Below are 13,668 nucleotides of genomic sequence, written 5' to 3'. Positions count from 1 at the left end.
CGACCGGCCTGCCGCGTCTCCCGTGTCTCCGACCGGCCTCCGGCGCCCCGCGTCTCCGACCGGCCGACCAGAACACCCGGCGTCCGCAGCCCCGCCGAGGTCCGCCCGTCCCGTGGGACCCGGTGGCCGCCCCGGCGCCCCATGCCGCTCACCCCGTGCCGGGTTCGGCCACCGCCCACTGGGCTCCGGCGGGGGCCGCCCCCGAGCCGCGCAGGACCTCGTACCCGGACAGTCCCGCGTGCCCCAGGACCCAACTGGTGCCCTGCAACGCCTTCGCCGTCTTCTTCAAGGGCGCCAGCCAGGCGGCGGCCTGCCGGTGGTCCGTCACACTGCCGGGCGTGCACACGACCGTGGCCAGGGAGAGCGTCACGGGCCGTCCGCCCGCGGACCAGGGCGCGTCCAGCACGGCACCGGCCAGTGGCTCCAGGCCGTCCGGATCGGCGAGCACCAGGAAGTCGTCCCCGCCGATGTGCCCCACCCGGGCGCCCGCGGTCGCGGCCCGTTGGAGCACGCGGGCCACCGAGCGGATCAGCTCGTCGCCCGCCGCGAACCCGGCTCCGTCGTTGACCTGCTTGAAGTGGTCCACGTCCAGCCAGCTCAGCGCGAACGTCCGGCCGGTCGCGATCCGCCGGTCGACCTCACCGGTGATCGTGTCGGAGCCCGGCAGCCGCGTCAGCGGATTGAGCCCGGCCGCCTCCTCGACCCGGGACTCGGCCAGCGCCCGCACCAGGTCCGCGAGCCGTACGACGCCCAGGCACCGGCCGTCGTGGTCGACCACCGCCACATCGTCCGAGGTCCGCCCGCGACCGCCCACCGCCACCACGTCGAGCACCTCCCACGCGGTGGCGTCGATGCCGATGGTGCGGGGCGTGTCGCCCAGCTTCACGGCAGGCCGATCGGCGTACAGCGCGTGCCCGTACCGTCCCGACATCGACAACAGGAACCTGGAGCGGTGCACGGACCTGACGGGCACCCCGGTCCGGTCCACGAGCAGCACCCCGGACACCTCCGGCGCCCCGGTCAGCAGCTGCCGTACCTGCGCGGCGGACGCGGTCACGGGCAGCAGCGCGGCCGGGCGCACGAACTCCCGGATCGACGGGCCCGAGTGTGGATGGGGCAGGGCATCGGGGGAGCGCGGCGGAACGTATACGTCCACCGCGGGCAACCGGGAAGGCGCCGCGAACAGCTCGCCCTGCGCCAGCTGTGCACCGGCCGAGAGCGCGGCCGCGTACTGGAGTTCGGTCTCCACGGCCTCGACGCACAGCAGCGCCCCGAGTCCGTCGCACAGGGTGCGCATCGCTCGTACCGCGGCCGGCCGCGCCAGCAGTGACGCGTCGAGTTTCACCAGGTCGGGCGCCATGTCCGTGAGCAGACGCAGGGGTACGTCCCCGTCCCCGACCCCGTCCGCGCTGATCCGGAAGCCCTGCCCGCGCAGCGTGTGCACCGCGTCCAGGAGCGCTTTCTGCGGCACATGGGTGAAGGGCGGCCCGACGTCGACCGTCACCTCCCAGGGCATCCGTCCGGCCTGCCGCACCGCGCTGTGCAGCGTGGTGAGTCCGCCGAGGTCGGCCAGCGTGCCGGCGAACACGTTCACGTGCAGGGGCAGCAGCGCCTCCTTGCGAGCCGCGGCCCGGATCGCCAGCACCGCCAGCCTGCCGTCGACCTCGGGGTTGCGCCGGGCCTCGGCCAGGATGTCGCCGGTCTCGGGGCGGGCAAGAATCTCCAGCCCCGCGACCCCGCCGGTCGAGAGGTTGATCACCGGTTGGAATGCGAAACGGAGAGTATCCGCCCAGGAGTGCACGGGAAGCATGATGGCGCTACCGGCGTACGCCCAAGCCCAGTTCATAAGACGTTCACGCAGGATTCCCAGGTGATCACACAGAGTGGAAGAAGCGGGGTGTGCGCCCGGGTTCGCCACCCTGCCGCCGCGGCCGTCCGGCCCGCGTTCAGCGGACGGCGACGACCGCCGACCCGTGCCCGAACAGCCCCTGGTTGGTGCTGATCCCCACGCGCGCACCCGGGATCTGGCGGTCCCCCGCGGTGCCCCTCAACTGCCAGGTCAGCTCGCACACCTGGGCGATCGCCTGGGCCGGGACCGCCTCCCCGAAGGAGGCCAGCCCTCCGCTCGCGTTGACGGGTATGCGCCCGCCCGGCCCCGTCGCGCCCTCGCGCAGCAGTTTCGCGCCCTCACCTCCGCCGCACAGTCCCAGATCCTCGTACCACTGCAACTCCAGTGCGGTGGACAGGTCGTAGACCTCGGCGAGGGACAGGTCCTCGGGACCGATGCCCGCCTCCTCGTAGGCGGACCGTGCGATCGACGCGCGGAACGGGTCGGCGGCGGGCTCCACCACGGCCGCCGAGTCCGTGGCGATGTCCGGCAGGTCGAGGACGGTGTGCGGAAACCGCGGTGTCACCGTGGAAACCGCACGGATCCGCACCGGTTCGGACGATGAGTTGCGGCGCGCGAACTCCATGCTGGACAGCACCAGTGCCGCCCCGCCGTCCGAGGTGGCGCAGATGTCGAGCAGCCTAAGCGGATCGGCGACCACCGCGGAGGCGGCGACCTCCTCCGCGGTGACCCGCGAGCGGTAGCGCGCGTACGGATTCAGCGACCCCATCGCCGCGTTCTTCACCTTGACCTGCGCGAAGTCCTCGGTCGTGTCTCCGTGCTCGGCCATGCGCCGACGCGCGAACAGCCCGAAGTACACCGGATTCGTCGCCCCGAGCACCCGGAAACGCAGCCAGTCGGGATCGTCGGGCCGGTCCCCGTCCGCGGGCCGGAAGAACCCCTTGGGCGCGGCGTCCGCCCCCACCACGAGCACGACGTCCGCCAGGCCCGCCAGGATCTGCGCGCGTGCTGTGCCCACCGCCTGGGCGCCGGACGCGCAGGCCGCGTACACGCTGGTCACCCGGGCCCCCTGCCAGCCCAGCGCCTTGGCGAAGGTCGCCCCCGCCACATACCCCGGGTAGCCGCCGCGGACCGTGTCCGCACCCACGATCGAGCCGACGTCGCGCCAGTCCAGCCCCGCGTCGGCGAGGGCCGCGCGGGCCGCCACCGCCCCGTACTCCACGAAGCCGCGGCCCCACTTGCCCCACGGGTGCATCCCCGCGCCGAGCACCGCCACATCGTCCGTCATGCGCTCACACCCCCGTCGGCCGCCAGTTCCAGGTCGTCCAGGTCGTCTCCGGGTCCTCGTGCAGCACGCCGGGGACGACCTCCACCTCCATGCCCACCGTCAGATCGGCGACGGTGACCCCGGGAGCCGCCTGACCCAGCACCACGATCCGCTCGGACTCCAGCTCCACAGCGATCAACGCGTACGGCTCCCACGGAAGTTCCGGGTCGGTCACATAGGGTGACGGTGGCCGGTATCTGCTGTCCGTGTACGACCAGACACGTCCGCGCCGCGACAACGGCACCTCCGTCAGCTCGCCCCCCGGACAGCCGGGATTCCGGCAGTGGGTGTCCTCGCGAGGGAAGAAGACGCAGGCGCAGGCCGAGCAGCGGGTGCCGAGGAGCCGGAAGTCCTCCGGGCCGCCGGTGAACCATCCGTCGACCACCGGTGTGCGGGTGCGTGCCACGGCGCCTCCTCGACAACGGATCTGACGGGACGTCAGAAGTGTGTCACGGGTCACCGGAATTGGGCAGGGCCGCAGACGACCGCTTCCCCCGCCGGACCTGTTCCTGATAGACGCAGGAGGCATGACGCGACCTGCCGGCGCCTTACGCGCCCTGATCACCGTGCTCGCCGCCCTGCTGGCCATGAACGCCGCCTCCGCGACCGCCGCCTCCGCGACCGCCGCCTCCGCGACCGCGACCGCGCGGGCGGGCACCGACCCCAAGGCCCCGGCCGGCTTCGTGGCGCTGAGAACCGTCGACCCCACGATCATCCAGGAGATGCGCTACATCACCCCGCACAATTTCGTCGGCGCGCGCATCGACGGCTACGAGCAGCCCCTGTGCCTCCTCACCCACCCGGCCGCCGAAGCCCTCCACCGGGCCCAGACCCGCCTGCTGCGCCAGGGCTACAGCCTGAAGGTCTACGACTGCTACCGGCCGCAGCGCGCCGTCGACCACTTCGTGCGCTGGGCCGAGAACCTCGACGACCAGCGGATGAAGAGCGAGTTCTACCCCGACGTGGACAAGACCCGGCTGTTCGAGGACGGCTACATCGCCGAGAAGTCCGGCCACAGCCGCGGCTCGACGACCGACCTCACGATCGTCAGGCTCCCGGCCGTGCCGACCCGGCCCTACGTCCCGGGCGAGCCCCTGGTTTCCTGCCATGCGCCGAGGAGCGAGCGCTTCCCCGACAACTCCGTCGACATGGGCACCGGGTTCGACTGCTTCGACACCCTGGCCCATACGCTCGACCCGCGCGTCCAGGGCGAGCAGCGCGCCAACAGACTGCTGCTCAAGAGCACCTTGGAAGGTCTCGGCTTCGTGAACCTCGCCGAGGAATGGTGGCACTACACCTTCAAGCCCGAGCCCTACCCGGACACCTACTTCGACTTCCCCGTCTCCGCCAGGTCCCTCACCGGACGCCGCTGAGCAGCCGGGGGCGACGCCCTCTCCAGCATCGGATACAGTCCGCCGCGTGTCCGAAAATCCACATACCGTTCCCAACTCCGCGCCCGGCAGCCACTGTTCGAGCTGCGGAGCGCCTTATGGAGAGGGCGTCTCCGGCTGGCCCCGCACCTGCCCCGCCTGCGGCACCGTCGCCTACCGCAACCCGCTTCCCGTGGCGGTCGCGCTCCAGCCCGTGTACGACGCGTCGGGCACCGCGCTGGTCGTCATCACCCGAACCATCGCCCCCGCGCGCGGGGGCACCGCGTTGCCGGGCGGCTTCATCGACGACCGCGAGGACTGGCGGCACGCCGTCGTGCGCGAGCTCATGGAGGAGACCGGGATCGACGCCACGAGCCGCGAGGTCCGGCTCGCCGACGCGATGAGCTCCCCGGACGGCCACCTGCTGCTGTTCGGACTCCTTCCCGAGCGTCCGGCGGACCGGCTCCCCGCCTCCGCGGCCACGGACGAGACCGCGGGCTGGCACCTGCTGCGCCGGCCCGCGGAACTCGCCTTCCCGTTGCACACCCTGGCCGTGCGGGGGTTCTTCGAGGGCCGTTACGCCTGAACCTCGCGCCCGGCGAGTCCCCGTACGCGCACCGGGTGGGACGGTTCGTGCCCGCCGTCCCGCCCCTCCCGCTCGACGACCACGCGCCGGTCCGCCCAGCGGGTCGTGTAGCGCTCCGCCTCCGCCTCTTCCCAGCCGTCGCCCCTGTCCCGGACGACCAGGCCGCCTCCCGTGCGGTCCGGGGCCGGGGCCCACACCTCCAGCTCCAGGCGGTCGTCCTCGCCCTGCACGGGAATCACCGCACCCGCGCGCGCGAACACCGGTATCCGCGACAAGGGGGCGTCCACCAGGACCTGGCCGGGCCCCTCGTACGGCTGTTCCGTCGCCGTGTCGTACCAGAGACCGCGTGGCAGCTGCACCGCACGCCGGTCCGCACCCGGATCGAGCACCGGTGCCACCAGCAGACAGTCGCCCAGCAGGAATGCGTCCTCGCAGTCACGCAGCACCCGGTCCCCGGGAGTGCTCCACCACAGCGGGCGTACGTACGGCGCACCCGTACGTCTGGCCAGATGCGCCAGCGTCATGAAGTACGGCAGGAGCCGCCGGCGTCCCGCGAGCGCCACGCGCGCGTGCTCCAGCGTGTCCGTACCGAAGTCCCACGGCTCCCCGTCCCCCGCGCGCAGGCTCGCCCGGGTACGCAACAGCGGCAGATACGAGCCCAGCTGGAGCCAGCGCACATACAGCTCGGGCGACGGGGTCCCGCCGAAGCCGCCCACGTCCGGCCCCGAGTACGGCACCCCGCACAGCCCCAGCCCCATGACCAGCGACAGCGACACCCGCAGTCCGGGCCAGCCGGTCGCCACGGCACCGGACGACGCGCCCCCGTACCGCTGCATGCCCGCCCACCCGGACCGGGAGAGGACGAACGGACGCTCCTGGGGTGCCAGTTCCCGCAGCCCCTCGTGCGCCGCCCTCGCCATGCACAGCGCATAGACGTTGTGCGCCTCGCGATGGTCACCGCCCCGCTCGTCGAGCGAGTGCCGGGCCGACCGCGGCAGCGTGGACTCGCCGAACGCCGTGAACGAGGTCGGCTCGTCCATGTCGTGCCAGAACCCCGAGAAGCCCTGCGCCAGCCGCTCCGCGTACAGACCGCCCCACCACTTGCGTACGCGCGCGTGCGTGAAGTCCGGGTACACCGCCTCCCCGGCGCGCGCGACCCCCTGGACGGACTCCCCGGCGGCGTCCCGGACGAAGGCGTCCAAGGCGTCCCCGCCGTCGTACACAGCGTTCCCCGAGGTGGCCCTGACCGCCGGGTCGACGATCGACACCAGGCGGATCCCGTCTCGGCGCAACTCCTTGGCGAGCCCCGGCAGCCCGGGGAAACGACTGCGGTCGACCGTGAACACCTGGTGCTCGTCGTAGTGGCCGACGCCGAGGTGGACGGCGTCGAGCGGCAGACCGTGCTCCTTGTGGCCCGCGACGATCCGCCGGACCTCCCGCTCGCCGCCGACCCCCCGGCGCACGTGCTGGTGCCCGAGCGCCCAGGCCGGCGGCAACGCGGGCGCGCCGGTGAGCGAGGCCCAGGCCAGCAGCACGCGCGCGGGGGTGCCCACCATCACCCAACAGCGCAGCGGGCCGCCGTCCATCCGCAGTTCGCATCTGCCGGGCCGGTCGTGCCCGGAACCGGCGCCCTCCTCACCCTCCCGCAGAGCCACCGTGCCGTCCCACGAGGTGTCGTGGAACACCAGATGAGTGGCCGCGTCGGCCACGACGAGCTGCACCGGCATGGTGACGTGCAGGGGGTCGTCGCCGGCCGTGAAGGGCCGGTCGGGGCCCGTGTTCCACAGCCGGTACGTCCCGTTCCGCAGCCGGGGGCCGGACGCCCGCCCTCCCAGCCCGAAGAACCGCGCGTCCGCGGACACCTCCGAGCGCTGCATCCAACGGGCCGGCCCGCCGGCGGCGGGCTCCCACCAGCGCGGCGGCAGGTCGCGACGGAGCGTCACCCCTCCCGGGGTGCGCACCTCGACCGCGCCGTGCCGCGAGACCGCGATCGTCACGCGCTCCGCCACGACCCGCCAGCCACCGTCCTTGTCCGGCTCCAGCACCGCCCGCGGATCGGGCTGAGGGCAGCGCCCCGCCAGCGCGTACGACGGCTCGGGACCGGCCCCGTCCCACCCCCAGAACACCGCCCCGTTCATGGTGACGAGGATCCGCAGCTCGGAGCGGCTGAACCGCAGCGTGCCACCGCCCGGACCCGGCTCGGCGCTCTGCACCGGACCGGGCACCCTGGCCCGCTCCACGCCCCGCGGCGGCAGACCGGCGGCATCGACGCGCCTCCTGCGCCACGCGGCCCGCATGGTGCGCAACCTCTGGGCGGCCCCCGCGGAGCCGACCGCCATCATCGAACGCACCACGTCACGACCGTCCATGCTGCTCACCCTGCCATTGACCCCGCCGAGAATGCGTGGCGTTCAACTTCCGTTCACCCTGGCCGGCACCACATCTTCATCACGCGGACTATGTGGGACCCACCCTGGTGCTGAAGTCGATCACATGGCATCGTCCGTGTCAGCCGCGTCATGCGCACAACCCAGCCCGTGCGCGACCGACGCACACCATGCGCACAGTCCGGGAGCCGCCCCATGTCGATCGTGAACCCCCAGCCGCTCTGGCAACCCGATCCGGAGCGTAGTGCCCAGGCGCAGGTCACCAGGTTCCAGGCTTGGGCGGCCGAACGGCACGGAGCCCCGGCCGAGGGCGGCTACCCCGCGCTGCACCGCTGGTCGGTGGACGAGCTGGACACCTTCTGGAAGGCCGTCACGGAGTGGTTCGACGTACGGTTCTCCACCCCCTACGCACGCGTGCTGGGCGACCGGTCGATGCCGGGCGCCGAGTGGTTCCCCGGGGCGACGCTGAACTACGCCGAGCACGCGCTGCGCGCCGCCGCCACCCGTCCGGACGAACCGGCCCTCCTCCACGTCGACGAGACCCATGACCCGCGCCCGGTGACCTGGTCCGAACTGCGCCGCCAGGTCGGCTCCCTGGCCGCCGAACTGCGCGCGCTCGGCGTACGCCCCGGAGACCGCGTCAGCGGCTACCTCCCGAACATCCCGGAGGCCGTCGTGGCCCTCCTGGCGACCGCGGCCGTGGGCGGCGTCTGGACCTCCTGCGCTCCCGACTTCGGCGCCCGCAGCGTCCTCGACCGCTTCCAGCAGGTCGAACCCGTCGTCCTGTTCACCGTCGACGGCTACCGCTACGGCGGCAAGGAGCACGACCGTCGCGAGACCGTCGCCGAACTGCGCCGCGAACTGCCGACCCTGCGCGCCGTCGTCCACATCCCCCTCCTGGGCACCGAGGCACCCGAAGGCGCACTCGAATGGTCGGCGCTGACCGCCGCGGACGTGGAGCCCGTCTTCGAACAGGTGCCCTTCGAGCACCCCCTGTGGGTGCTGTACTCCTCCGGCACGACAGGCCTGCCCAAGGCCATCGTCCAGTCCCAGGGCGGCATCCTGGTCGAGCACCTCAAGCAGCTCGGCCTGCACTGCGACCTCGGCCCCGAGGACCGCTTCTTCTGGTACACCTCGACCGGCTGGATGATGTGGAACTTCCTCGTCTCCGGCCTGCTCACCGGCACCACGGTCGTCCTCTACGACGGCAGCCCCGGCTACCCCGACACAGGCGCCCAGTGGCGGGTGGCCGAACGCACCGGGGCCACCCTCTACGGCACCTCGGCCGCCTACGTCATGGCGTGCCGCAAGGCGGACGTCCACCCCTCGCGCGACTTCGACCTCTCCCGGGTGCGGTGTGTCGCCACCACCGGTTCGCCCCTGCCGCCCGACGGGTTCCGGTGGCTGCACGACGAGGTGGGCGACGACCTCTGGATCGCCTCCGTCAGCGGCGGCACGGACGTCTGCTCCTGCTTCGCGGGAGCCGTCCCCACCCTCCCCGTGCACATCGGGGAACTCCAGGCACCCGGCCTCGGCACCGACCTACAGTCCTGGGACCCCGACGGCCGGCCCGTCGTCGAGGAGGTCGGCGAACTCGTGGTCACCAACCCCATGCCCTCGATGCCCGTCCGCTTCTGGAACGACCTCGACGGCAGCCGCTACCACGACAGCTACTTCGACACGTATCCCGGCGTGTGGCGCCACGGCGACTGGATCACGGTCACCTCACGCGGCTCCGTCGTCATCCACGGACGCTCCGACTCCACCCTCAACCGCCAGGGCGTCCGGATGGGCTCCGCCGACATCTACGAAGCCGTCGAACGCCTCCCCGAGATCAAGGAATCCCTCGTCATCGGCATCGAGCAGCCCGACGGCGGCTACTGGATGCCCCTCTTCGTGCACCTGGCCCCGGGAGCGGTCCTCGACGACGCCCTGCTGGACCGCATCAAGCGGACCATCCGGGAACAGCTCTCACCCCGTCATGTCCCGGACGAGGTCATCGAGGTCCCCGGCATCCCGCACACCCTGACCGGAAAGCGCATCGAGGTCCCCGTCAAGCGACTGCTCCAGGGCACCGCGCTCGAGAAGGCGGTCAACCCCGGCTCCATCGACAACCTCGAACTGCTCCACTTCTACGAGGACCTCGCCCGCAAGCGCGCCTGACCCTCCGCCGGGAGGAACCGGTCATCCCCCGTGGGCGGCCACGGACCCGCCGAGCACGGCGGCGAGGTCCGAGGCCGGCCGCCCACCGACCGTCACCACCGCCATCGTCGCAGGATCGGCAGGCTGGGCCTCCTTCGACGACTCCATTGCCGTGACCTGCACGTTTCGGCAGGGTGCGGCCCGTGAACGCCCCGCCGAACCCTCATTGTCAGTGGTGCCGATTACTGTGAGTGAGAATTGATCGACCATGCACAGGGGGAAACATGGCACTCACCGACGCCCGGACCATGCGACGTGTCCTACGCCGCGAGATCGCCGGAACCATCGGCCTGCTGACCGACGAACACGACTTCCGCGCCATGCTCCGCTACCGCAGCTTCGCATTCGACGATCACGCGACCTACCTGGAACACGTGGAGACGCTCCTCAGGATCCGGGCGACGCAGGGCAACCACACCACGGTCGCGCTCTTCGACCCGCAGGAGTACGCCGAGTACTGCGCGGCCGCCGACCTCGACCCCGACGACCCCGCCAGCCGTACCCGCTTCACCGCCGAACTCGCGGCCACCGGCCCCACCGTCCCCTACGACGGCGAGCCGCTCAGCGACCTCGTGCCCACCCTCGTCGACGAGGCCGTCCGACAGGCCACCTGGGAGTACGCGACGACACTCCTCGCCCGCCTCGGCACCTGCGCATCCTGCGGCGAGGACATCGGCCGCGCCGCCTTCGCCCGCGCCTGGCATCTCGTGGCCCGCATCCTGGACACGGCCCCGCCCGGCGACCGGCACCTCGTATGCAGCGTCTCCACCACCCCCGAGACACTCGTCGCCGTCCTCCACGCGGACGACGACACCGACGGGGACACATCGCTCGACGAGGCCGAAGCGCTCGAGTTCACCACGGTCCTGGCCCTCGGTATCGGCACCCGCAGCCCCGGCGGCATCGTCATGAGGACCAGCGCACCCGGCAACCCCGACCGGATCTACGGGTGGCGCCTGCGCGGTGAGGACCTGGTGCCCCTCACCGCGGGCGAGGTCTTCGACGCCTACTGCACCGACGTGGAGAACGGGGACCTGATCTCCCCGGAGTCCGGCGTCGACTACTGCGAACCGCCCGACCTCCGGACGGACGGGCCGACCCCGGGCCACCACCACTGAACGATGCGGGGCGCCCCACCCAGTGGTGGAGCGCCCCGCACGAACGGCCGACGGCCGGCCCGGTCCGGCTACTCGCCGGACAGCACCGCCCGAGCCGCCTCACGTGCCTCCGCGGCACTGTCCGCGGCCCGAGCCGCGGCGGCGGCCCGCTCGCACTGGGCCAGCGTGTGCTTCGCCAGCGCCGACCGGACATAAGGAAGCGACGCCGCTCCCATGGAAAGAGAGGTGACACCCAGCCCCGTCAGCACACAGGCGAGCAGCGGGTCCGACGCGGCCTCACCACAGACACCACAGCTCTTGCCCTCGGCCTTCGCCGCATCCGCGGACAGCGCGACCAGGTCGAGCAGCGCGGGCTGCCACGGATCCTGGAGACGGGACACCGCGCCCACCTGCCGGTCGGCCGCGAAGGTGTACTGCGCGAGGTCGTTCGTTCCCAGCGACAGGAACTCGACCTCCTGAAGGATCGAACGCGCCCGCAGTGCGGCCGACGGAATCTCCACCATCGCGCCGAACTTCGCCCGCAGTCCCGCCTCGCGACACGCGTCGGCGAACGCCTTCGCATCGGCGCGGTCCGCCACCATCGGGGCCATCACCTCGAGGTAGACCGGCAGTCCGTCGGCCGCCTTCGCCAACGCGGTGAGCTGGGTGTGCAGCACGTCGGGGTGGTCCAGCAGCGTCCGCAGCCCGCGCACACCGAGTGCCGGGTTCGGTTCGTCGGCCGGGGTCAGGAAGTCGAGCGGTTTGTCCGCACCGGCGTCCAGGACACGGACGACGACCCGCCCCTCGGGGAACGCCTCGAGAACCTGACGGTAGGCCTCGATCTGCTTCTCCTCGGACGGCGCCTTCTTGCTGTCGTCCAGGAAGAGGAACTCGGTGCGGAACAGACCGACACCCTCGGCCCCGGCCGCGACGGCGGCAGGCACGTCGGAGGGGCCACCGACGTTCGCCAGCAGCGGGATCTTGTGTCCGTCGGCGGTGGCGCCCGGCCCGGTCGAGGCAGCCAGCGCGGCCTTGCGCTCGGCGGCCGCGGCCCGCAGCTGCGCGCTCTTCTCCTCGCTCGGGCGGACGAAGATCTCACCGGTGCTGCCGTCGACAGCGATGGGCGTTCCCTCGGCGAGCTCACCGGCACCGGGCAGCGCCACCACGGCCGGCACCCCGAGTGCCCGCGCCAGGATCGCGCTGTGGCTGGTCGGCCCGCCCTCCTCGGTGACGAAGCCGAGCACCAGGGTCGGGTCGAGCAGGGCCGTGTCGGCCGGGGCGAGGTCACGCGCGACCAGGACGTACGGCTCGTCGCTGTCCGGGACGCCCGGCATGGGCACTCCGAGCAGCCGGGCGACGATACGGTTCCGCACGTCGTCGAGGTCGGCCACGCGACCGGCGAGGTACTCACCCGCGTTCGCCAGCAGCTCGCGGTAGGAGGCGAAGGCGTCGTACACCGCACGCTCCGCGGTGCTGCCGACGGCGATCCGCCGGTCCACGTCCGCCATCAGCTCGGGGTCCTGGGCCATCATGGCCTGAGCCTCGAGCACGTGCTGAGCTTCGCCGCCCGCGAGGTTGCCGCGCGCCGTCAGGTCCGCGGCCACCGCCTCGACCGCCTGGCGGGCACGACCCTGCTCGCGTTCCGCGTCTTCCGCCTGGATCTGCTTGGCCGGCGGTTCGAGGACCGCCGTTCCCATGTGCCGAACCTCTCCGATCGCCACTCCGTGGCTTACGCCGACGCCTCGCAGAGTTGTCTCCATGTCACCCGTCTCCGGCTAGTGCGGCGGGTCCGCCGCGGTGGTTGTCCGACTCGCCGTCGTGGGACGGCGCCGACCTCAGTTCCAGACGAAGAGGCTGTCGCCGGCCTTTACGTCGCCGTCCTCGCGGAGTTCGGAGAGAGCCTCGGCCGCGGCCTCCAGTGCCACGATCGGGCACACCGCGGACTTGCCTGCGGCCTCGACGGCGGCAGGGTCCCAGCGGATGACGGCCTGTCCGCACACCACGGTGTCCCCCTTGTTGACCAGCAGCTCGAAGCCCTCGCCGTTGAGCTGCACGGTGTCGATCCCGAGGTGGGTGAGAACGCCGTGACCGTTCTCGTCGACGACGACGAACGCGTGCGGGTGGAGGGAAACGACGACGCCGCTCACCGGGGCGACTGCCACCGAAGGCTCACGCACGGGGTCGACAGCGGTTCCCGGGCCGACCATGGCTCCGGAGAAGACCGGATCCGGCACAGCGGCCAGTCCGATGGCGCGTCCTTCGACAGGGGACGTCACGGTGGTCATAAGGAGCCTCCCGGGGGTGGAGCTGCATACGGGCCGTCATTGCAGGTGCGGGGCGGCCCACTCGGCAGCAGGTTATGTCATATGAAGTGCCGGTTCCGCACGATACGTACCAATGGTGGTCTAGACCACATCCCGTTTGGATTTGCACCGCCTCGTGGGCCCGGGTACAGTCGTACTCCTGCTTGGGGATGAGCGGCGCCATGAGGTGCCCTCGCCCGGCAGAACCCAACTTGTCAGATCCTATCTCGGGATCGTCTTCCGCATGCCTGCGGGACGATGGTCAGGGAGACGGAAAAACGCTGATAGAGTTGGGAACACCGAAGGGAAGCGCCCGGAGGAAAGCCACGAGAGATTCTCTCGGGTGAGTACAAAGGAAGCGTCCGTTCCTTGAGAACTCAACAGCGTGCCAAAAATCAACGCCAGATATGTTGATACCCCGTCTCCGGCCTATCGGCTGGGACGAGGTTCCCTTGAAAAATCACAGCGAGGACGCTGTGTGCGAGAGGATCATTCCTCCTCTTGCACCGCTCTCGTGTGTGTCAACCGGATTACCGGTAAACATTCA

General features: G+C 71.7%; 11 protein-coding genes. 4 read left to right on the top strand and 7 right to left on the bottom strand.

The window, feature by feature from the left end; all coding sequences use genetic code 11:
• Nucleotides 1–148: 148 nt before the first annotated feature.
• The 3 genes from ACZ7OY_RS21340 to ACZ7OY_RS21330 all read right to left on the bottom strand — a co-directional run bounded on the left by ACZ7OY_RS21340 (nucleotide 149) and on the right by ACZ7OY_RS21330 (nucleotide 3,561).
• Nucleotides 149–1,801, bottom strand: coding sequence for an EAL domain-containing protein (locus ACZ7OY_RS21340; protein ID WP_471912822.1), 1,653 nt, complete (start codon nucleotides 1,799–1,801; stop codon nucleotides 149–151).
• A 145-nt stretch (nucleotides 1,802–1,946) separates the two neighbouring features.
• The gene (locus ACZ7OY_RS21335; RefSeq protein ID WP_471912821.1) at nucleotides 1,947–3,137 is read right to left on the bottom strand and encodes a lipid-transfer protein; all 1,191 of its coding nucleotides are present in this window, start codon (nucleotides 3,135–3,137) and stop codon (nucleotides 1,947–1,949) included.
• A gap of 4 nt (nucleotides 3,138–3,141) precedes the next feature.
• A complete protein-coding gene (locus ACZ7OY_RS21330) occupies nucleotides 3,142–3,561 on the bottom strand; it encodes a Zn-ribbon domain-containing OB-fold protein (protein ID WP_471913127.1) in 420 nt (139 codons plus the stop codon).
• A 142-nt stretch (nucleotides 3,562–3,703) separates the two neighbouring features.
• Between ACZ7OY_RS21330 and ACZ7OY_RS21325 the strand changes: the two genes are divergently transcribed.
• Together ACZ7OY_RS21325 and ACZ7OY_RS21320 are read left to right on the top strand one after the other, a co-directional pair.
• Nucleotides 3,704–4,549: a M15 family metallopeptidase gene (locus tag ACZ7OY_RS21325; protein ID WP_471912820.1), complete on the top strand. Its 846-nt coding sequence runs from the start codon at nucleotides 3,704–3,706 to the stop codon at nucleotides 4,547–4,549.
• 46 nt (nucleotides 4,550–4,595) lie between these two features.
• Nucleotides 4,596–5,132 (top strand): NUDIX domain-containing protein, encoded by a 537-nt coding sequence (locus ACZ7OY_RS21320; protein WP_471912819.1) that lies wholly within the window; start codon nucleotides 4,596–4,598, stop codon nucleotides 5,130–5,132.
• Here ACZ7OY_RS21320 and ACZ7OY_RS21315 read toward each other — a convergent pair.
• Nucleotides 5,123–7,501, bottom strand: coding sequence for a glycoside hydrolase family 31 protein (locus ACZ7OY_RS21315; protein WP_471912818.1), 2,379 nt, complete (start codon nucleotides 7,499–7,501; stop codon nucleotides 5,123–5,125). The two genes, ACZ7OY_RS21320 and ACZ7OY_RS21315, sit on opposite strands and share 10 nt — an antisense overlap.
• 213 nt (nucleotides 7,502–7,714) lie before the next feature.
• Here ACZ7OY_RS21315 and ACZ7OY_RS21310 point away from each other — a divergent pair, with 213 nt between their 5' ends.
• Nucleotides 7,715–9,682, top strand: coding sequence for an acetoacetate--CoA ligase (locus tag ACZ7OY_RS21310; RefSeq protein WP_471912817.1), 1,968 nt, complete (start codon nucleotides 7,715–7,717; stop codon nucleotides 9,680–9,682).
• Nucleotides 9,683–9,703: 21 nt separating this feature from the next.
• Here ACZ7OY_RS21310 and ACZ7OY_RS21305 read toward each other — a convergent pair whose 3' ends face one another.
• Complete coding sequence (locus ACZ7OY_RS21305) at nucleotides 9,704–9,844, bottom strand: hypothetical protein (RefSeq protein WP_471912816.1); 141 nt, start codon at nucleotides 9,842–9,844, stop codon at nucleotides 9,704–9,706.
• Nucleotides 9,845–9,945: 101 nt separating this feature from the next.
• Here ACZ7OY_RS21305 and ACZ7OY_RS21300 point away from each other — a divergent pair, with 101 nt between their 5' ends.
• Nucleotides 9,946–10,839 carry a hypothetical protein gene (locus tag ACZ7OY_RS21300; RefSeq protein WP_471912815.1) on the top strand — a complete coding sequence of 298 codons (894 nt, stop codon included), beginning with the start codon at nucleotides 9,946–9,948 and terminating at the stop codon, nucleotides 10,837–10,839.
• Between the two features lie 68 nt (nucleotides 10,840–10,907).
• Here the strand turns inward: ACZ7OY_RS21300 and ptsP are convergent, their stop codons facing one another.
• Nucleotides 10,908–12,578, bottom strand: a complete 1,671-nt coding sequence (ptsP, locus tag ACZ7OY_RS21295) for a phosphoenolpyruvate--protein phosphotransferase (RefSeq protein ID WP_471912814.1) — start codon at nucleotides 12,576–12,578, stop codon at nucleotides 10,908–10,910.
• 75 nt (nucleotides 12,579–12,653) lie between these two features.
• Nucleotides 12,654–13,103, bottom strand: a complete 450-nt coding sequence (locus ACZ7OY_RS21290; protein ID WP_471912813.1) for a PTS sugar transporter subunit IIA — start codon at nucleotides 13,101–13,103, stop codon at nucleotides 12,654–12,656.
• Nucleotides 13,104–13,668: the final 565 nt, after the last annotated feature.

The sequence above is a fragment of the Streptomyces sp. NPDC107559 genome (genome assembly GCF_055657365.1).
This window is presented reverse-complemented; position numbering and strand designations above follow the sequence as displayed.